Source organism: Butyrivibrio sp. TB, assembly GCF_900110805.1.
Taxonomy (GTDB): Bacteria; Bacillota; Clostridia; order Lachnospirales; family Lachnospiraceae; genus Butyrivibrio; species Butyrivibrio fibrisolvens_C.
Genome location: NZ_FOER01000003.1, coordinates 169,772 through 191,245 on the forward strand (window position 1 = coordinate 169,772; position 21,474 = coordinate 191,245).

At 39.9% G+C, this 21,474-nt stretch carries 18 protein-coding genes; 2 read left to right on the forward strand and 16 right to left on the reverse strand.

The genetic code is table 11. The features are described 5' to 3' along the window. Positions 1–125 precede the first annotated feature (125 nt). The 8 genes from BMX21_RS03140 to BMX21_RS03175 all read right to left on the reverse strand — a co-directional run bounded on the left by BMX21_RS03140 (position 126) and on the right by BMX21_RS03175 (position 9,083). Positions 126–1,358: a hypothetical protein gene (locus BMX21_RS03140; RefSeq protein WP_092041216.1), complete on the reverse strand. Its 1,233-nt coding sequence runs from the start codon at positions 1,356–1,358 to the stop codon at positions 126–128. 444 nt (positions 1,359–1,802) lie between these two features. Beyond that, positions 1,803–2,873 carry a TRAP transporter substrate-binding protein gene (locus tag BMX21_RS03145; RefSeq protein ID WP_242952861.1) on the reverse strand — a complete coding sequence of 357 codons (1,071 nt, stop codon included), beginning with the start codon at positions 2,871–2,873 and terminating at the stop codon, positions 1,803–1,805. Between the two features lie 11 nt (positions 2,874–2,884). Beyond that, positions 2,885–3,364 carry a hypothetical protein gene (locus tag BMX21_RS03150; protein WP_092041219.1) on the reverse strand — a complete coding sequence of 160 codons (480 nt, stop codon included), beginning with the start codon at positions 3,362–3,364 and terminating at the stop codon, positions 2,885–2,887. A 168-nt stretch (positions 3,365–3,532) separates the two neighbouring features. Then, positions 3,533–4,828 carry a TRAP transporter large permease gene (locus BMX21_RS03155; protein WP_092041222.1) on the reverse strand — a complete coding sequence of 432 codons (1,296 nt, stop codon included), beginning with the start codon at positions 4,826–4,828 and terminating at the stop codon, positions 3,533–3,535. Then, positions 4,825–5,349, reverse strand: a complete 525-nt coding sequence (locus BMX21_RS03160) for a TRAP transporter small permease (protein WP_092041225.1) — start codon at positions 5,347–5,349, stop codon at positions 4,825–4,827. The genes BMX21_RS03155 and BMX21_RS03160 overlap by 4 nt, the downstream gene beginning before the upstream one ends. A gap of 172 nt (positions 5,350–5,521) precedes the next feature. Next, positions 5,522–6,649, reverse strand: a complete 1,128-nt coding sequence (locus tag BMX21_RS03165; RefSeq protein WP_092041228.1) for a TRAP transporter substrate-binding protein — start codon at positions 6,647–6,649, stop codon at positions 5,522–5,524. Between the two features lie 230 nt (positions 6,650–6,879). Continuing rightward, positions 6,880–7,623 carry a response regulator transcription factor gene (locus BMX21_RS03170; protein WP_092041231.1) on the reverse strand — a complete coding sequence of 248 codons (744 nt, stop codon included), beginning with the start codon at positions 7,621–7,623 and terminating at the stop codon, positions 6,880–6,882. After that, entirely contained in the window at positions 7,608–9,083 is a 1,476-nt protein-coding gene (locus BMX21_RS03175) for a sensor histidine kinase (RefSeq protein WP_177173897.1), read from the reverse strand. Before BMX21_RS03175 ends, BMX21_RS03170 begins: the two co-directional genes overlap by 16 nt. A 94-nt stretch (positions 9,084–9,177) precedes the next feature. Between BMX21_RS03175 and BMX21_RS03180 the strand changes: the two genes are divergently transcribed. Continuing rightward, positions 9,178–9,516 (forward strand): cupin domain-containing protein, encoded by a 339-nt coding sequence (locus BMX21_RS03180; RefSeq protein ID WP_092041240.1) that lies wholly within the window; start codon positions 9,178–9,180, stop codon positions 9,514–9,516. Positions 9,517–9,703: 187 nt separating this feature from the next. Here the strand turns inward: BMX21_RS03180 and BMX21_RS03185 are convergent, their stop codons facing one another. The 8 genes from BMX21_RS03185 to BMX21_RS03220 form a co-directional block, all read right to left on the reverse strand. Then, complete coding sequence (locus tag BMX21_RS03185; RefSeq protein WP_092041243.1) at positions 9,704–10,183, reverse strand: S-ribosylhomocysteine lyase; 480 nt, start codon at positions 10,181–10,183, stop codon at positions 9,704–9,706. A gap of 88 nt (positions 10,184–10,271) precedes the next feature. After that, on the reverse strand, positions 10,272–10,973 hold the full coding sequence (locus BMX21_RS03190) for a dimethylsulfonioproprionate lyase family protein (RefSeq protein WP_092041246.1): 702 nt from the start codon (positions 10,971–10,973) through the stop codon (positions 10,272–10,274). Beyond that, entirely contained in the window at positions 10,966–11,937 is a 972-nt protein-coding gene (locus BMX21_RS03195) for a class I SAM-dependent methyltransferase (protein ID WP_092041249.1), read from the reverse strand. Before BMX21_RS03195 ends, BMX21_RS03190 begins: the two co-directional genes overlap by 8 nt. Positions 11,938–12,201: 264 nt before the next feature. Next, a complete protein-coding gene (locus tag BMX21_RS03200) occupies positions 12,202–13,539 on the reverse strand; it encodes an O-acetylhomoserine aminocarboxypropyltransferase/cysteine synthase family protein (RefSeq protein WP_177173898.1) in 1,338 nt (445 codons plus the stop codon). 340 nt (positions 13,540–13,879) lie between these two features. Next, positions 13,880–15,757, reverse strand: a complete 1,878-nt coding sequence (locus BMX21_RS19625; protein WP_242952862.1) for an ABC transporter ATP-binding protein — start codon at positions 15,755–15,757, stop codon at positions 13,880–13,882. Then, positions 15,717–17,582 carry an ABC transporter ATP-binding protein gene (locus BMX21_RS03210; protein ID WP_092041259.1) on the reverse strand — a complete coding sequence of 622 codons (1,866 nt, stop codon included), beginning with the start codon at positions 17,580–17,582 and terminating at the stop codon, positions 15,717–15,719. The genes BMX21_RS19625 and BMX21_RS03210 overlap by 41 nt, the downstream gene beginning before the upstream one ends. 209 nt (positions 17,583–17,791) lie before the next feature. Next, positions 17,792–18,454, reverse strand: a complete 663-nt coding sequence (locus tag BMX21_RS03215; RefSeq protein WP_092041262.1) for a sensor histidine kinase — start codon at positions 18,452–18,454, stop codon at positions 17,792–17,794. An 86-nt stretch (positions 18,455–18,540) separates the two neighbouring features. Next, positions 18,541–19,242, reverse strand: a complete 702-nt coding sequence (locus tag BMX21_RS03220; protein ID WP_092041265.1) for a LytR/AlgR family response regulator transcription factor — start codon at positions 19,240–19,242, stop codon at positions 18,541–18,543. A 530-nt stretch (positions 19,243–19,772) separates the two neighbouring features. Here BMX21_RS03220 and BMX21_RS03225 point away from each other — a divergent pair. Then, positions 19,773–21,341: a DUF3472 domain-containing protein gene (locus BMX21_RS03225; protein ID WP_092041268.1), complete on the forward strand. Its 1,569-nt coding sequence runs from the start codon at positions 19,773–19,775 to the stop codon at positions 21,339–21,341. The last annotated feature ends 133 nt before the right edge of the window (positions 21,342–21,474 follow it).

Genomic DNA, 21,474 nt, shown 5'->3' on the forward strand with positions numbered 1-21,474 from the left:
CCACCAGTGTACCGGCTTATTCATATTCGATTGGAGATAATCTTGAATTAAATTAACTTATGAACTAAAACTTCCCACTTGGACGGACCGGCATCTCCAAGTGGGAAGTTATGAACCTTACGTCATCATATAGATACATCAACAGAACCGGATGAACCTCCGGAATCTACAAACACAGCTGCTACAGACGGCGCTCCTCCAGGGTCCGGACCAGCTCCTTCTATAGCGCCCATACCTGCTCCTCCCATCGTCATCGGCATTTTAAAGCCTGTGCCACTTCCCATAGAATGCGTGATTCCTGCTGCCTTCTTATCTTCCATATGCTTGAACATTCCCTTTAGATAGTCCATATTGGCCTTGGCTATCGCCTTATTTTCAGATGCTCTGTGCTTTTTCTTTAGTTCTTCAAGATCTTCCTCACTCATATTAGGATTGGCTATCTCCATCTCTTCAAGCATCGCCATAGTTTCTTCAAGCATCTCAAGCTCTTCTTCACCAAACTCAGATATCATCTCATTGATAGAAGCAAAAGCTTCATCAGATGCTTCCATCCCGCTTTCTCTGACGCTATCTACAACTTCAGCTATCATATCCTGCCTTGCTTCAAATATAGCATCTTCCTGCTTTTCTACTTCAAGTTCTGCAGCTTCTGTCATCATAGATTTAAGATCCTGAGTCTGATCCTCTTCTTTATCCATATTCTCTTTGCGCTTCTGAGAATGTTCTACGAATTCTTCAAGTTCTAAATGATGCTTTTTCTTCCTGGCAGCCATCTCCATTCTCTTAGCATGAGTAAGTGCCAGCTGCAGCTCTTCCGGGTCTCCTTCGCCTCTTCCTATCATACGCTTAACTTCAAGGACTTTTCTCTTAGCACTTAGTACCGCCTGACCTGCGCTCTGAGAATTCTTGGCCCTAAGTATCTTATTAGCAACGTCTTTATAGTTATACTTTTGGACTACAAGTTCCTCTTCCTCCTCTTCTTCATCAGGTGCTCCGGACATTTTGAGGAAATCATCCACGTAGTTCGAAGGCTTAGGATCCAGTATTCCGGTCTTTTGAAACTGCTCTCTTTGCATCTGCTTCATCTGATCCATATACTCTTTTTGCCTTTGTTCCTTCTGCATCTGACGAAGACTATCTCTTATCTGTTTGAGCTGATCTTGTTTACGCTTTTTGGCATCATCATTTATTCCATCAGCTACTTTGTTAAAAGAATCATCCCCTGACGATTTTGCATTTGAAGACGCAAAAAGACCGGAAGCATATGAGGACACACTTCGTCCGCCATTACTTCCGGTTCTTGTCATACTATTGTTATAAAAGGGCAGATACCCCTCTATTCTAAAACTTCCTGCCATAATATCTACCTCCATGTAGAAAAGCCTTAAATCCGTTTTAAAGGCCGACTTCCTTGATACCAGCCAAGTCATTAGCAGGGCATACCTATACTTATCTCTTCATATATATCGGATGTTTTATGTTATATCTTAACACTTGGGCAGATCAGTATCCCTCAAGCCTTTGCATGGCTAGGCAGTATATAAATCATTGTCACACTTTTTAATCATTTTATAGAATTCATGAGCGTGATAGATGCAGATTTTTATTCTGCTCGGGGTCCACCTGTCTGAGCGAAGCGAGTTTGGACCCCAGAATAAAAAACTGCAGATATCATGCCATGAATTCATGAAATGATTAACAGTGTGACAATGATTTATATACTGCCTAGCCATGCAAAGGCTTGGGGGATGCTGATCTGCCCAAGTTAGAAGTTTGAATTTCCTGATACAAAAAGCAGTGCGTTAATATTCCTGAATCCTATTTATCAGATCCATATAATCGCTGCAGTATTTCTCATATACACCTTCAACAGCTTTTTTAAATCTTTCTTTCTCTTCATCAGAAAGATATATTATATGGCAGCCTCCATCCATGACACGTTCAAGTGATACTTCTTCTCTTTCCTTCCAGAGTTGCCTTTCGTACATGGCTGATTCTCTGGCACAGGATACTATGATATCTTTTTCTTCATCAGTTAATTTATCATATGTAGTCTGCGATATGAGCTGCAGTTCAGGAATTCTGGTATGTTCATCGACTATATAATATGGAGCGACCTTGTAATGCTCCATAGACTCATAACTTGATAAGTTGTTCTCAGCGATATCTACGCGGCCTGTCTGCAAGGCAGAATAGACCTCATCGAACATAGTAGGATAAGATATCGCTCCAAGACTCTTTATAATATCATCCATGATATCCGAATCCTGAATACGTACCACTTTGCCGCTCATATCTTCAAGACAGTTTATAGGCTCATCTGAATAGAAATTCCTGACACCTGCATCATACCAGGATAGTGCTACCATGCCTGTTCCATCAAATGAGTCCATTATCTCCTGCCCTATATCTCCGTCCAGAACCTTCCACATATGATCCGCATCCTTGTATAAATATGGCATGACAAGGACATTGGCTTCATCATTGTACTCGGTAAGGCCTGACATAGATGCTCGTATGAAGTCCAGTCCGCCTCTTGTCAGCTCTCTTACAAGATCAGGTTCATCTCCAAGCTCCGAATCCGTATATACTCTTATCTGGATTCTGCCCTTAGACCTCTCATGGACAAGATATGCAAATCTGAACGCCCCAAGTGATGTAGGATAATCCTTGGCCTGATTCTCTGCATAAGAAAAAACGTACTTGGGATTAACATCCTTATATTCTTCACATATAGTCCTGTACTGAGGTAGAACATCATCTCCTGTATCTGTCTTTCCGCATCCCATGATCAGTCCTGAAACAAATCCCAGGATCAGCACTATACATACAAATATTCTTATTTTATTGTATGAAAAAAGATCTTTTGCCATGCAGCATCTCCTTAGAAAAGCACCCTATGCTTTCTTCCTTGGATATAATTATACAATTCTTTTCTTTGACCCTTTAAGATCCTGTCTGTAAGAATATATGCATGCTGACCATCCGGAACAGGAATCAGTACAAAGGGTCTGTTTATAGTTGCCTTATAATCCTTCCATTTTATCATCTGACTATGACTATTAACACTTATATGCATACCGGCATCATCAAAATAAAGCAGTGTCTCATCTTTGATGCTCTCTGCCTGAGCAGACGACCTTATGTATATAGTTGCAGGCTGTATCACAGGAAAAAGGCAAAGCCCAAATACCATGATCCCTTTAAAGAACAAATGAGCATCACTCCATCTGGCAACTATAAGCACCGCCATGGCAACTGTAAATATGATATTTACAAGTGCAGTCCACTGACTGTATATATTACTCATATTGAATATAAAATAATCGCCCTTGGTATTCCTGAACTTATATTCGAATTTCATATTCTCTTTTCTCCGCATTTTAATAATTTGCTGTTTTATTATAAAAACGTTTTATTTTAAAAATAATTGTTTGATCAAAATGTTTTTTAATGCATAGGCCTATTAAAATAGACTCCCAGCCTGTGGCAGCCGGGAGTCATGATCATAAAAGTTCCAAATCAATCTCTATTAGTATCCAAGCAGGTTAGGTATTACAAGACTGATAGCAGGAACAAATGTAATGAGGATAAGTGCAATGATCATCATCACATAGAATGGTAACTGAGCCTTGACTACCTTCTCCATCGGCTCTTCAGCTATAGCTGAACCGATGAACAATACTGCTCCTACAGGTGGAGTCAGAAGTCCGATACCACAGTTAAGTACCAGCATGATTCCGTACTGGATAGGATCAATGCCGATTGATGTAGCGATCGGTAGAAGGATTGGTGTTGATATCAGGATGATAGGTGCCATATCCATGATCATACCAAGTATCAGAAGTATCACATTAAGAAGGAGGGCGATCACATAAGGATTGCTGGATACTCCTGTTATAGCCTTGGCTGCAATTTCCGGAACATGAAGAGTTGTAAGGCAGTAACCGAATACATTGGATGTTGCTATTAGTATTAAAACTATAGAAAGAGTATCAATACAAGAATCAATTACTTTCCATACACCTTTCCATGTAATTCCCTTATAAACATAAATACTTACAAGAAGTGAGTAGATAACTGCAATAGCCGCAGACTCTGTAGCTGTAAATACGCCGGCTACAACTCCCACTACTACTATCAGTATAGCTGACAGTGCCCAGATAGAAGTCCTGAACTCTCTTCCTAGTCTATTAAGGCTGAACTTCTCTCCCTTGGGATAATGTCTTTTTTTAGAAATGATATATGATCCAACCATAAGACATACTGCAAGAAGTGCTCCCGGAAGATAACCTGCAAGGAAGAGTGATCCAACTGATAATCCGCCTGCGGTAGTTGCATAGATTACCATGTTGTGAGATGGCGGAACCAGCATACCTTCTACTGAAGATGAGATAGTAACTGCTGTTGAGAAGTCCTTGTCATAACCTCTGTCTACCATCATAGGTATCTCAAGTGATCCAAGAGATGCAGTATCAGCTGCTGCAGAACCGGATATTCCTCCAAAGAAATAGGATGCTACAATGTTGACCATTGCAAGTCCACCTGTCATCCAGCCTACACAGGCGTCTGCCAGATTCAGAAGTTTTTCAGAGATACCACCCGATCCCATCAAAACGCCCATCGTGATAAAGAACGGTACAGCCATGAGGGAGAAAGAGCTGATACCCTTGATCATCTGCTGTGACAATGTTGCAAGCGGAAGACCCTGATATGCAAGGCATAAAAGAGATGATATCGCAACCGAATATGCAATCGGGAATCTCAAAAATACCATTACAAGGAAGCTGATAAGAAGGAGTGCGATAGCTGTAGTATTAATAGTCATGCCTTAACCTCCTTTGTAAAAAATCTCTCAATATCAAGAACGATCCTCTCTATTTCAAAAAAGATCATGGCAATTCCTGCAAGAGGAACAGGAAAATACATCCAGAATTTAGAAAGCCAGGGCATACTGATGTAAGTTCCCTTAGCGCCGATCGACAGAGCATACTCCCAGCCAATGACCAGCATGATGATAGCAAGTATCAGCACTGCAACATCAGCCACAAGATCAAGAGCTACGATCATATTCTTGGGAAGATATCTGTCAAAAGAGGTCATTCTGATATGTGCATTTCTCTTTATCGCAAGTGCAGCTGATAATACTGCCATGTAAGCCATAAGTGTGAGAATAAGTTCCTCACCCCAGTTTGGAGCGGGAATAGCTGTAATATAACGAGCAAGAACGATCCAGCTCGTGATCAAGATATCCGCAACCAGGAGTATCTTACAGATATTAAGAAATATCTTGTATACCAGCTGGTAGATGGGTTCTATTTTTCGAAGTCTATTAAAAATTTCAGGCATATGATAACCCCCAATCGTAATACATAAAAATCTTTTTTATCAGGCCAGGTCAACTATTATGATCCATCAACCCCAATATTCAGGCCCCGGAATTTATTTCATGACATTTATATAAGTATTGCCATACAAGTGCCATAAATCATCCGAGGCCTGAAACTTTTTTTAAAAAATATTATTTTGCCATATCAAGGATCTGCTGATAGATATCTGCAAGATCTCCTGTTGCATACTGTTCTACGATTGGCTTACAAGCTTCCTGCCAAGGAGTCTTATCTTCAACTTCAATGATGGTACGTCCATCTGCTTTGAGCTGCTCGAGAACTTCATTCTCTTTCTGCTCAGATACTTCTCTGCAATAATCTGATGCGATCTTACCTGCATCAAGGATTACCTGCTGCTGATTCTCTGTGAGCTCGCCCCATGACTTCTCTGTGATTATAGTCATCATAGCGCCAAGTGTATGTCCGTCCATTGTAAGGTTAGGACCAACTTCATCAAAGGAATTGGACTTATAGTTAGCAGTTGGCTGCTCAGCTCCGTCAATTGTTCCATTCTGAAGTGACTGATATATCTCTGACATAGAAACAGGTGAAGGTGTTGCTCCAAGATTCTGAACCATTGCTGTCATAACAGGGTCATTGGATACACGGATCTTCATATCCTTCATATCTTCAGGAGATGAGATTGGCTTATCAGGTGCTGTGAAGAAATGACGGAAGCCCTCTTCACCATAGTACAGCCCCTTAACTCCAAGACCTATCTCGGATGACTGATTGAGGAAGTCCTGAGCAAGATCTGAATTAGCAAATGTCCAGAAATGATCTCTATCCTGGAAAGTGTAAGGAAGTGAAAGAAGTGTTGCCTTGTCACATCCGTATGAATTAAGTGCAAATGCTGAAATACGGCAGATATCGACTGTTCCTGTTCCGCCAAGCATACCATCAAGGATGTCTGCTTCTACGCCCAGAACACCGCTGCCCTGAAGATCAATCGTAATAGAACCGCCAGACATGGCTTCTACTGCTTCTTTAAATTTGGTATCCATAGCTCCGCAGATAGTTCCTTCAATAGGATTAACCTCTGCCATAGTAAGAGTTACAGCAGGATCAGCAGCTGCTGCTTCATTAACCTCATACTCTGATTGCTCCTCAGATACATTAGTATCTTCTGTATCCTCTTTTACTTCCTGTGAAGTGCCCTGACTGCCTTCAGTCTGGGCAGGAGCATTGAGACCGCAGCCTGACATCATGGCTACTGCTATAGATGCGCTCATAAGTGCACTGAAAAGTTTTTTTCTCATTTTGTACCCTCCCGTTATTATGTGGTTTGTTTTACAAGCACATTATATAAGCGGGAAATAAAGGTACAAAATAGCAATATTTTTACATCGGGTAGTAAATTTTGAACTTTAATTAATTATTATGTATAGTTTAGATAATATTCTTTTGATAAATATGTTGAATATGCACAATTTTGAAAGCTTTTTGATTTTAACTCTTTATAATTCATAAATAATCTGATGAAGTTATCTCACTGATCCGTAGTCCTATATTCACTCGGAAGAGCCTTCATGACTCTTTTAAATACCTTGGTAAAATAGTTAGAATCCTCATATCCGACCTTTTTACCTATTTCCTTGACGCTCATACCGGTTGTCTTTAAAAGCTCAACTGCCTTTTTGATCCTATAATCAGTCAAAAAGCTTATAAAACTCTCACCAAAGTGCTGTTTGAATAATCTGCAAAAATACACTTCCGAATAAGCAAACTTATCAGCCATAACCTGAACAGACAGCTCTTCTCCATAGTGATCTTCTATGTATCTTAAAATAGCATCTGCTGTACTTGCCTGTGATCTGGAGCCTTCTTCATAGCTTTCAATCTGTGAAGATGATTTTTTTAGTATACTTACTCTCATGGCTTCTTCGACAGACAATACCAGTTCCTTGTCATCGCAAGGCTTTAACAGATATTCAAGTGCATGAACAGAGATAGCCTTCTTGGCATAATCAAATTCATTAAAAGCAGTAAGGAATATTATGCTGCAATCACTCCCCATCTTCCTTATAGCCTCAGCAGCTTCAAGACCATTCATCCCGGGCATCTCGATATCCAGAATCAGAAGATCTGCTTCGAACTGCCTGAATTTATCAACTACTTCTCTTCCGTTTTCTGCAACTCTTATCTCGCACCTGTCCTTAAAATTGTCGATGAGTTTTTTTCTAAGGACCATTCTCTCTATCATTTCGTCATCTGCTATCAGTATCTTATACATATAGTCACCGTTGTTCCTTTGTTCATAGTACTTTCCACTATCACTTCGCTGTCATTATAGAGGCTGCTGATCCTCTTTTGAACATTGTACAGTCCTATTCCTGCATGTTCCTGGGTTACGGAGATTGATTTGGTATTTAATTCATCAACCTTGTCCCTGGACATACCTGCTCCTGTATCCATAACTTTTATATATAGGGTATTGTCCTTCTTGTAAGCACTAAGTTCTATCCTGCCACCCTCTTCTATATGAGCGATTCCATGAACTATTGAATTCTCAACAACAGGCTGCAAGAGGAATGCAGGTACCGTTATACTTGTCGTATCGAGATCATCAGCTATATTTTTGATATACATAAGCCTTGATCCAAATCGCATCTTCTGAAGATACATATAGTCATCGATGATGCTGATCTCCTGGGACAATGATACAAACTGCGAACTGGTCCTTAGATTATATCTAAAAAGATGTGAAAGGCTCTTGATCATCTTGTTGGTCGTTTCTGCATCTTCAAGTTCTGCCATTCCGGATATAACATTTAGAGTATTAAAAAGAAAATGCGGATTGATCTGGCTCTGCAAAAGATCGAGTTTGGCAAGGCCAAGCTGCTTCTCTATTTCCAGTTTCTCCATCTCTTCTTCATGGATACGGTCAGTCAGTTCCTTATTCTCTTTGAGAGTAGTTATATGCTCTGACATGGCATGCTTCATAATATTGAAGGTATCTACAAGTTCTCCTATCTCGTCCTCATTGGACACCTTGATATCCTCTTTATCAAATCTTTTCTCAGAGATATCATGAACACCTCCGGCCAGCATCTTGAGCGGCCTTGTAACAGTTGTCGACAGAAGTCTTCCAAAAGCGATGGTAAGAAAAAGAGCTGCAACGCTTATAACAACGAGAACAAACGGAAGCCTGTCTATAATAACCTCTTTCATTGAATACAGAAGGCTTCCCTCTTTGACAGTGATCTTGGTAAGATCCTGAATATATGAGTAGATGCAGTTCTGCATGTCATAAAGATCATAGATCTTCTGATTGAGCTCTCCCATCAAGACCTCATCAAGAACCTCATTTCTCTGAGATTCATAATAGTCGTAGGCATTGATGATCCTCCAGGTTCTTGCATATCTCTCGGATCCTATATCCCGGTACGAATAGGGAAGCCCTGTGATACAGGCTCTTGTATGAAGGCATGCCTTCTCATAATTTTCTTTGTTGGTATCTATATCATTTCGAATATATTTTTCCAAAGCTGCATTCTCTTCTTCAAATGCAGTCTGTACATTAACACATTTGCTAAGATCAGATTGAACCTTGCCTAGGCCTTTTACTGATCCTCCGATTATAAACATGTTGAAGACACCTACCGCGATCACTATAGTTATGATGGTAAGTGAGTATATCCTTGTTTTTCTTTCAATTGAGAGCCTTAGCCACAGTTTTTTTGCTACATTCATATTATTTATTTCTGGTTCAGATTTTCCCTTTATTATTCCGAGCATTTATGCTTACAATATTTCATAATACTAATTTAACTTGGAGGTTTTCAGTATGAAAAACGACAGATGGGTATTCCACAAAGATATAACGCCTACAGATCTTGGCAACGGCGTAGTAAGGCGCGTACTTGCTTACAGCGGTGATGTAATGACCGTTGAGAATCATTTTGAAAAAGGCGCTGTAGGTGCTCTTCATCATCATCCCCACACCCAGATCACTTACGTAGTAAGTGGAAGATTCGAGTTTGAAATAGATGGCGAAAAGCATATTGTTGAAAAAGGTGACACGCTTCTAAAGACAGACAGTGTAGAGCATGGCTGCGTATGTCTAGAAGAAGGTATCCTTTTGGATATCTTTACCCCATATCGTGAAGATTTTGTAAACGACTAATGTGCTGACTTGTTCATATCTGATCAAAGATAAATGAGTAAGTACACTAGTATCTCCCCTCAAAATTTACCACTATAAAATAGCACGTTTCCTGTAAGAAAAAAAGACTCCCGTTTTAGAACAGATTCCTGCGATGCAAGTTTCTATTCTAAATCGAGAGTTTTTTTCTAAAGGCATCCGCTATAGTTTACTCCGGATATACCAGCTGATCTTCGCTTATGTTATAGAGCACATTATTCAGGTATCTAGCTGCAAGAAAGTTAGCCATTGCAAGGTTCTGATCCAGATAATTGCCGCAGTCTCTTGCCGCTGCCCCGGGGATATCACCTTCAAAATCTCTTATGAATTCAAAAAGTCTTGTAAGAAGGTTCACAATATCCCTGCTATCAAGATCTCCTGCCAGAACCAGATAGAATCCTGTCCTGCAGCCCATAGGGCCAAAATATATGGTCCTATCACCAAACTCCTCATCATTTCGAAGAAATGTTGCACCAAGATGCTCTATCGTATGTATTTCTGCTGTATTCATAACAGGTTCCTTGTTAGGTGCTGTCATGCGAAGATCGAAGGTTGTGATCACTTCCTCTCCTACAGTATCCCTGCGTGATACATACACGCCAGGTACTAGTTTTAAATGATTAACTGTAAAGCTTGCTATCTTTTCCATGTCATATCCTTTCTCATCAATTGTTTACTACCGCTCACGCTTGAACAGACAAGCATCCCTAATGACTTTATAGGATAGTTTACGTTCTTCACACATATTCAGACAAAGTCACTACATCATTTCCACTCCAGGTATATAGCGCCAGAAGCGTCTGATCATAAGTATGCATCTTATGAATCTTATTAGACGGATGCAGGATCACTTCACCGGGCACTCTTTTGCTGGTTGCTCCTTCAAGTGTCCATTCTGCAGTCCCTGATAGGACTTTGTATAGCTCTATGGCAGGATGTCTGTGCTCCGGGTACAAAGTGTAAGGTGATATCAATGTAAATCCAAGGCAGAAATCATCTGCCTTATACGGGGCTTCAGGCCCTATAAGCTCTGCCCATCCCATATATGAACCTAGGTCTTTCTTATCTTCTCTTTCTTCGTAGTTGTACTTCCAGGGAAGATAGTCTAATACTTCCCTGATAAGCCTTAGCAAGGGCTCCGTCTCTTTAGATCCATGAAGAGTAGATGACTCTGCATATTTCAAAAGTGGAGACGTGCTCTTTTCAAATGAGCCTGTCTGCTCCGGAATGACTGATGATGTCACCCTTGCTATTTCTTCCTTTATTTCTTTATTTATGTCTTTATCAAACTCATTATTATGAATAAGATGATCACCTATATTACTATTAGAATCATTATGATCTTTTTCATAGTTATTACTGTCTTTATTATTTTCATTCAAAAGCTTTATAGCTTCATCGATGATCTTTCTGATCTTTATATCTAGTTCTTTAGACATGTGACTTCAGCACTACGACTGTATGTCCTATGCTGCCTCCGTTTTTGAAGATTTCAAAAGCTTTAGTTGCAGTAAGTCTCTTATCTTCAAGCGCCTTCTCGATTTCAAAAGCTTTTTGGCCGGACTCTTCTACGCTGACTCCCTTAAAGGCTTCTTCAAGATCTTCTGCCCTATAAAATATGAAGGGGCCAAATCCCTCTTCTTCCTGCCTTGCATACCCTCCTATTACGTCCAAAGGCTCAGCCTGAACCTTCCACTGATAGGTATAGATCTCAGATTGTACCCCGGCCAGTTCTCCAAGTCTGATAAAAGAGCTAAGAGGTACTCTTCCTCCCATTAATGAAAATACAAATCCATCATCCGTAAGATAATCACCGGCCTGAACCAAAGCCAGATAGTGAAGATCCAGCATATCGCCATGAACCTTATCAGGTATTCTTTCTACTCTTTTTTCAAGATAGTGACCACTGTTGCGACTGTCTGTGACTTCCTTGTCATCTGCAAGCGGCACGTTCGGAAGGTTCTCGTATATGACGTCGAACTTCGGACGATTTTCAGGTTCTGACTCATTTGCAAATGGAGCAAAGAGGTCGCCTGCACCGCTAAGCAGATTGTAGGTGCCAGTTTTCTTAAGTCCTTTTTCAACATTTTGTCTTGCTATATCTACAACGCTCTTCTGAAGGTCTGTAAAGCCAAGGGTCTTAGCTCCCAGTATCTCCGCGCCTGCAAGAACATCAAGGCCTGAGCCTGTCCCAAGGGAAAGGAAAGAGCCAAAGTCCTTGCCATTTTCCTTTCTTGCGATCTTAAATGCCGGAACTGATACAAATGAAAGCCAGTCGCTCTTAACATCTTCGACCTGAGGCAGATAAGCGTGAGACTCAACTGAGATGTCAACTTTATCCTTTATATGATCTGCATCATTTTTTAACTCAAAGTATTTCTTTATATCAACTTCAATATTCATACCGTCCTCCAAAATGCTTCATAAACTCGTTGTATTAGGGTTTTCGCCCTGAATTCAGGCCTCCGGCAAATAGATACAAATGCCTCATGTGAAAATAACCCTGATTTTTGTAAGGGGGTTATCCGCTGTCGTAAACACGCTGTACTTTCGCTCCTAACCCCCTAACAAAAATCAGGAACATTTTCAAAATCGGCATTTGTATCTATTTGCCGGAGGTCTGAATTCAGTTGAAAGTACTTGTCTACTAATTACAACGAGTTTATATCAGCCTGCAATCTGCTCTACTTCGCTTATATTTACTGCTTTATTAATTGCCTGTGCAAAATCTGCGATAATGTCTTCTGCGTCTTCGATTCCAACAGAAACTCTAATCATATCTTCAGGAATTCCTGCCTTGTGTCTGTCTTCAGGGCTCATCTGGGAATGGGTGCTGGTTGCGGGGTGAAGGACTGAGGTTCTTGCATCTCCTACGTGTACTACAAGTGCAGCTACTTTGAGGGATGCAAAGAAAGCCTTTATAGCTTCTCTTCCGCCTTTAAGTCCGAAGGTCAGAACACCGCTTGCTCCGTCGTAGTCGAAGTACTTCTCCACTCTCTTATGATTTGGATTATCTTCAAGTCCCGGATAGTTGACCCAGTTAACTGCTTCGTTATTCTGAAGGAACTTGGCGAGCTTAAGCGCATTGTCTGAGTGTCTTGGAACTCTTAAATGGAGTGATTCAAGACCAAGATTTATAAGGAATGCGTTAAGGGGACTAAGTACCGGGCCGTAGTCTCTAAGGTACTGAGCTCTTGCCTTTGTGATAAATGCTTTATTTCCAAACTTACCTGTGTAAGAGGTGTTCGCGTACTGCTCATCAGGCTCTACGAAATCAGGGAACTTGCCGTTAGCCCAGTTATAGGTTCCGCCGTCTACGATGATGCCGCCAAGAGCTACTGCATGTCCGTCCATGTACTTGGTTCCTGAATGGATGACTATGTCAGCTCCGTGCTTCAATGGTTTACTTAAGAAAGGAGTTGCAAGTGTATTATCTACCAGAAATGGAACATCGAACTCTTTAGCAAGTGCTGAGAATTTATCGAAGTCCAGAATTCCAAGTGCCGGATTACCAAGCGTCTCGCCGTATACTATCTTGGTGTTAGGCTTAAATGCTTTTCTCAGCTCTTCTATCGGTGCTTCCGGATCTACGAAAGTTGTCTCTATTCCAAGCTTTCTAAGTCTTACATCAAGAAGAGTATAGGTTCCGCCGTAGATGGCATTGGATGCTACGATATGGTCACCTGCCTGAACTATAGTTGATATTGCAAGGAATACTGCTGCCTGACCTGACGCTGTTGTAAGAGCTCCAACTCCGCCTTCAAGTGCTGCCACCTTAGCTTCTAATGCATTCAGTGTAGGGTTGCCTGTTCTTGAATACTTATTACCACTTTCCTGAAGTGAAAAGAGTCTTTCAACCTGATCAAGATCTTCGTATTTATATGTAGTAGACTGGTATATAGGAAGTACTCTTGCTTCGCCGATTCCGGGTCTATATCCTGACTGTATGCATTTGGTTCCGATTCCCCAGTTCTCTTCTTTATCGATAGACTTTAAATTACTCATAACCATGTCCTCCTCTTGCCACTTTTTGTTTTCATACTATTCATACCGTTTAGGTAGGAATAACTGTTAAATGAATAATACGCCCCCTCAAAACAAAAAGCAATACCTACAGCTATAGATTTTAACTATAGTTTGGTATTGCTTTTGACTATATTGTAAATATATAGTTCCAGATATCATGCCTGGTTACAGGATGTAACCAGGCATGTATAGAAATACATGGATGAATTTTTATGCTTTGGAATTTATAACACCTTCAAGCTACTAAAATGCTTTATAAACAGTACGTATCGGTGCTACCTCAGCTGGTGATGTATGTTTCAAGTGCGTAGCTTAAGTCTCACGAGACAGCCTTTTCGTCTTCATAATACTGAGCCTGGGCATTCCAGAGTTCGTAGTACTTGCCGGATTCATCTTTGAGCAGATCCTTGTGAGTTCCCTTCTGAATCACCCTGCCTTCATGGAATACAGCTATCTCATCACAGAACTTGCAGGAAGAAAGTCTGTGGCTTATGTATACTGCTGTTCTGTCATCCACCATATCATTGAATTTCTCATATATCTCTGCTTCTGCGACAGGGTCAAGCGCTGCTGTAGGCTCATCCAGTATGATGAAAGGAGCATCTTTGTAAAGGGCTCTTGCAATAGCGATCTTCTGAGCTTCGCCGCCGGAGACATCAACGCCTTCTTTATCCAGATCCTTGTAAAGATGTGTCTTAAGGCCTTTGGGCATCTTATCAAATCTGTCATCAAAGCCTGCTTCCCTCAGGCATTTCATAACTTTAGCTTCATCATATGCATAGCTTGTTGCAACATTCTCACCAAGTGGCATTGCAAACAATTTGAAATCCTGGAAAACTATAGAAAAGATATTCATGTACTCATCATAGCGGTACTTCCTGATATCGATTCCGTTTAGGAAGATCGTACCTTCTGTAGGATCATAAAGTCTGCATAGAAGCTTAATAAAAGTTGTCTTGCCGGATCCGTTCATGCCAACGATAGCAAGCTTTTCGCCAACAGTAAACTTAAGATTTACATTTCTAAGAGCATAGTCATCACTTCCAGGATACTTGAAGGAGACATTTCTAAACTCGATCTCATACTTGTTATCACGCCTTTTTTCAGTTGTGAGACTTCCCTGATACATATTGTTGGGGAGACTTAAGAATTCAAAAGTATCCTCTAGGAACTTACCGTTACTCTTTAATTCTTCAATCTGAGATATAAGTCCATTTATTCCATAGAAAACGCCTGTAACAGCTGCAATATACTGAGTAGCAGAGCCTATCGGAAAAGCTCCTGCCCATGCCTTGGCACATACAAAAAAGTATATGATGCCGGCCATTATATTCTGAAAAACAACAGAGAGGGATGAAAGAATGCCTACCTTACCTATAAACTTTTCAGCAAGTGAAGACTTTTCTGTAAACATATCACCGCTGCTCATATAACTTGTTGTAATCTTATCCTGTCTGTAAAGTCTTATATCTGCTGCCCTTGAACGGTCGTGAGAAAACCATCCATAGGCTGAAAATCTTCTGTTTCCAAGTCTTGCTTCATCCGAATAATCAGACCATGCCTTCTGCCTGAAGCTAAAAAAGTATCCGGAAAGTGTTGCATTAACTACCATAAGTACTACTATCAAAGCAGCAATCAGCGGATTATTAAGAATAGTAGATTTGCCTTTTGTAACAGGAAGTACAAACATACTAACTGATAAAGCAAGACAGCAGATAATTGAAAGTACAGAATCAAGTAGATTTTCCAAGCAGTATATTGAACGGAGCAGCCCCCAGGATGACCAGTTCATGTTCTGCTCTATCTGCGCCTGCATATCTGCAATCTTTTGACTGTCAACATCGACATAGTCCATACTTGACTTTTTGTCTGCAAGAATTTTCTCGACAATTTGCCATAGTATATTATAATTTCTATGCTTTTCCAAAAGTCTTGCCAGTAACGAAGATATTACAGAAAGCCCTGCTGTTATCAAGAGTGTTATAAGCACCATTTTTGATATATCTTCTGCAGGCTCTGATGCTGCTATCATATTTATAAATCTTGCTGTAAGAGCAATTGGTACATAAATAGAAAATTTTGAAAAGAGCTTTGATATTATGATCAGTGTTATCATACCCTTTGAATATCTGCTCCAGATTTTTAAAGCTTTAAATTCACGCACTAGCGCTGTTTTCATCGAAATCTGATTCTTCATTGTCGCCATCCTCTTTATAGTATTTACTCTGAACACCATATATTTCTGCGTATTTTCCGTCTTTAGCCATCAGCTGTTCGTGAGTTCCCTCTTCTTTGATCTGTCCATCCTCTAAATATAGGATCCTGTTGCAGAATCTCGTTGAAGCCAGTCTGTGTGATATGAAAACAGACTGTTTACCTTCTGTCATCTCGTTATAGCGAAGGTAGATGTTGTTCTCTGCTATAGGATCAAGCGCTGCTGTCGGTTCATCAAGAAGGATGATCGGAGAATCTTTGTAAAGAACTCTTGCAAGCATTAGTCTTTGTGTTTCGCCTCCTGACAGTTCAAGGCCATCTTCAAATACATTTCTTGTTATCTGAGACTCTATACCTTTTGAAAGGCTGTTTATCTTATCCAAAAGACCTGCTTTTTCAAGACTTTCCTTAAGTTTATCTTTATCATAATCAGAATTTGTCTGAGTGACATTTTCTTTTATCGTAGCTGGAATAACTGAAAACTCCTGGAATACCGCTGAGAAAATATCGTAATATTCCTGCCTGTTAAACTCTCTTATATCAATTCCGTTAAGAAGTACCTGTCCATCAGTCGGATCAAGGAATCCTGAAAGAAGCTTTATGAGTGTTGTCTTTCCAGCACCATTAAGTCCTACAATCGCTATCTTTTCTTTGGGTTCAATCTTAAGGTTCATATTTTTGATAGTATCTTTATCAGCTTCAGGATAGCGATAAGTAACATTTCTTAATTCAAAAACATACGGAGCCTCAGGTACCTTTTTTCCGCCTTCAAATCTAAAGGGTTCTTCCCAATCGATGAATTCGCGTAAGATAGAAAGATCTATGCTCTGCTTATGAAGCTCCAGAAGTTGATTAAGGATTCCTCCAACCCACTCCGAATATCCTGTAACGGCCGCAGAATATAGGAGAAACTCTGACAACGTAATCTTTCCACTTATTGTCATTGATATCAGTACATAATATGCAACTGCATTTTTCAAAAAGGTAAGTACCACATCCAATAGATTTCCAAGGAAAAGACGCTTTTGATTTTTATTGATAAAAACTGTCAAAAGCTTCATATTCTTTTCCCAAAGATCGCCTGCCCAGTTCGCTACTCCAAACAGTTTGATCTCCTTTGCATAATTTCTATCCTTAAGTACATTATTACAATAGAACAGCTTGTTAACGATCTCCGCTTTTTCTTCCTTATGCTTGTAGCTGTAGTTGGAAATCTTGGCATTAACAACAAATCCTATTATTGTGAGCACCGTAACAATAGCTGCTATCCTTACATCAAGGCCAGATATCAGTATCAGATAAAAAACAAATCCAAGACTGTTTGCAATAAGCCCTTCCAGTGTTCCCCAAATAGCTTCAGTAGCAGAACTATTGCCACCAATAGCTTCATAAGCCTTTTCAGAAAACTCTATGAATTTGGTATCATAAAGGTTTGGATATGAAGTAGTGCAGCGTTTCTTTTCCAACTCTACAACAATACCAGCCCTAGTGCCGATTCTGCCAAACTCACTGTTTGCGTTTAGATACTCAAGTAATCCGCCAAAGAAAATCATAAGAAGTGTAAATACTGCCACCCTTATCACAAACTGCGAAAAGCTTCTGTCCTCTTCTACAACCTGTAAGATCATTGGCGCTACAAGCATTTGGATAACGTTTTTACCAAATGTAGTAAGCGCTGTTGCAAGACAGAAGAAAAGTACTATCTTATGACCGTTCCAGGCTTTGCTTATCATGAATGCTATATTACTTGGAATGGAATATTTTGGCTTTTTCTTGTTTTCCTTCGTTTTATCAGTATTATTATCCATAATTACCGCCCCATTTATTATCGTTCTAATCTCTTGGTGCCCGAATCATTTTGATTCTGTTTTCTTTAATTCTATTTTTGTGTTTTCGCAGCTTTTTCTCCGGATTGATTCGCTACATGTCTTTTGACATTGTAATCATAGCATAAAAAACATCCCCAAATTTCTTCGGGGATGAATTGCTTTATTTTGGGGATGAATTTGTATTTTACTTACATCTGCGGTATCAGGATCTCTGTTGTAAAGGCTCCATCTTCACTGTTCCTGCTAAGGTAACCGCCGAGCCTTTCTACGATTCCGTCAATTCTGATAAGGCCAAAACCGTGCCCTTCACCTTTGGTGGTGCTAAAGAGTTTGCCGATCTTCTTGAGCTTCTTGCCTGCTGTAAAGTTGGTAAAAGAAATATAGAGCTGAGTGCCCTTCATGTCCATATATACACGGATAATGCGCTCATCAGCAGGGAGCTCTAAACTCGCCTCTATCGCATTATCAAAAAGATTGCCTATGATACAGCAAAGGTCAAGTTCTGACATTTTGAGCTTAACAGGAATGTGGGCATCCACCTGAACATTTATATCTTTGGACTGAGCAAGAGATATCTTACTGTTAAGGATTGCATCCGCCATGGCATTACCTGTCTTTATAACGGTATCAACAGTATTAAGATCCGTATCAAGCTGATCCAGATACGCCCTTATCCCATCCATGTCATTATTAGCCGCAAGCGCCTTCATCATCTGAATGTGATTGCGGTAGTCATGCCTCCAGCCACGCATTTTCCTGTACATGTTATCGACTTCTTTGTAGTGAGTCTCTACAAGTTCGCGTTGGTATACTTCTATTTCTTTGTCTATCTTTTTTGTAAAAATATTCATAATGATATTCCACTCGTACTCAGATTCATTGATGCCATCTTCAGCAATTGAATTATTAAGTATTCTAAATCAAAAATATTACTGATTCAGGAGTTATTAATGATCGCGCGATTAACCTTCTCATAGCTTCCCCTTGGAAGCTGCACAGATCCGCCATCATTAAAGTAAATATCAGTTTTTGTAACCCTACTGATACAAGTCAGATTCACAATACAGGATCTTCCGACCCTGAAAAATCTCTCATCAAGCTCTTTTTCTATCTCGCTAAGAGTCTTTTTAACCGTAATATCCTTATCCGCATGAACAGTTATATAGTTAGCCCTGACATCAACATAGCGAATCCTGTAGATCGGAACCATATCTATCTCGCCACCCGCTTCAAGTATAAGCACCTTCCCGTCCTTTGAGATCTTCTTAACAGCCCTGTCAAGAACTTCAAACAGCTTATCCTCCTTGACCGGCTTCATCAGATAATGCAGCGCCGCTACCTCGTACCCTTCAGCTATATAATCAGAATAACCTGTTATAAACACTATCTGGACACTGTCACTTGCCTGCCGGATCTTCTTAGCCATAGTAACTCCATCCATCTTACCCATCTCGATATCCAGCAAAAGAATCTGATAGCTCTTATCTTCTTCATATTCAAATAAAAACTCTTCTGCGGAGGAAAAAAGACATATATCTACGCTATGTCCGCTTTGATGCGCCCAGTTACTTACAATATCTTTTATATAGTTTCTATCCACTTCTGTGTCATCACAGATAGCAATTTTGTAATCACTCATATTTTTATACTAACACAGCACTAAAAGATTTTGTAATTATTTAACCTATATTCACCCAAAAAGAGCCAGAGGTAAAATACCTCTGGCCCTTAATGTCTTATCTATAACTGTATTGAATCAATTCGTTCACTTCATGAACCCCATCTGCGTCAATATCAAATACATACCATGCATTACCGCTGCCGCTTGTAGGAACTTCAAATGTGTCCACGAGAACGCTTCCCTTGTATACGTTGACGGTTGCTCCTGATTCTGCTATCACAGGGTTGCCGCTGTAGTTATAGGCAACATACTTAAGCGTTTTTCCATTGAAATATTCGTTGTCGATATCTATAGTTATAGTTTTAAATCAATTCATTATTTTTTCCTCTCTGTCTTTAATTCGAACAACTGCCTATTACCGTTAAATTCTTTTCCATTAATATCTTTACCTGTTTAATAATATATCAGATAATGAATAATTGAATAGGGAATGATAAATTTTGTGCTTCTAGGAGTTTTAACAAAATACATTCAAAAAAGGGGTAATTATGAAAAGAAAAATATGCGGTCTATTATTGTCATCTGTTATGACACTATCACTACTGGCAGGATGTTCAGGACAAGGCGTATCGATTGAACTGCAAAATGATAATGAAGAAAAAGCAGATGATGTGGTTGAAACATCTAACGACACTGATTCTGAAAGTGAAACAGAATCAAATTCCGGCGATAGCTCATCGCAAGCAGATGATACCGAAAATTTTGAAGAATCTTCATTTGGAACGGAAGGCTATCCATATGATATAGATCCTTCTGATCCTAATCCGGAAAACCGCATGGCGCATAATATATATCTTAATCCTGATCTAAGTAATACTTCTAATGCTTTCACCGCTTACAGTATTGATTTCAAAACTTCCGATGATGCAAACAGTACTTACTGGTCACTTTGCAACTGGAACATGCATAATGGTAGCGGAGCCTATGCAGGTTTACAAAATGCTTCTAATAAAAAAGTTGCCGTATTATCCTTTTGGAAAAATGAGCATGCTACAGATTCAGATAAAGAACTTGCAACCTTAGTTTACCCGGATGATACAGCAGATACTTTTGACAATGAAGGGTCAGGTGTTAAGTGGATAAGAGATTATTCCTGGGAAAAGGATCACTGGTACAGAATGGTTATAAGAGCTTTTGACCCTGAATGGTCTGATGGAACTGTTGTTGAAGAGTGGGTTCAGGATAAAGAGAGCGGCGAATGGACTCTTTATGCAGCTTATGATACACATATCAAAGATTCTTATCTGGAAGGCAACATGTCTTTTTTCATGGAGAACTTTAATTCTAATGACTGCAACGAACTTAGAAGCATGAAGCTTAATAATATCTATGTAATGGAATACGGCACTGATACATGGACGGCTATAGATACTGCTACTCTCAGTATAGATACAGAGTGGGATAACAAAAAAGGCGGCTACAACTTTGGTGCTACTGATGAATATTTCTGGGGCTATACCTGCGGAAGCGGCGATGATTTTGTAAAAACCCAGGCTTCGCTTCCTAAAAAAGGAACTTATACTATCAAGATGTCCGACTCAGCTCCTGACTTTGATTTCGTTCATGATTACGGATTCGAGACAACTGTAAGCTCCGACCCACTCTATCGCATCCACGTCAACTGGACCTATTTTGATAATTATGAGGAAGATACATGGCGTGAAATGGGTATAGAACCTTATGAAAACGACGTATATGTAGATGTTTCAGACGGAAGCTCAACTATAGACATAACTTCTCTCAGATGTGAGACATTTGAAAATACTGATACTTATTATGCACTTGTAAACGGTACGGAAGAAAAGATCTACTCCCATGCTGTAGGCGAGGAAGGCTACAGCATTTGTATTTTCAGAGATGATCTTACATACAACATCTCCTGGCAGACCAGTACCAATACAATCGATACTGACTGCTATGCAGAGATCTGGGACGCAAATGACAACTATGAAGTAAGAACCCGTGATGATTATCTGGCAAGAAGCTATACCGGTGCATGGTACTTTGCCATATGCTCAGTTAAAAATGGAGTTCTTGGAGAATTTGATTATTACTAATATCTAAAAAACAGTTACCTGATACTTTACCATATGTTCCGTAACTAACAAAGTCCCCTAGAACTATGTATCGGAACAGATCAAAGCTCACATAATTCACCCCCTGTCACCTTCCGGTGATGGGGGATTTTGT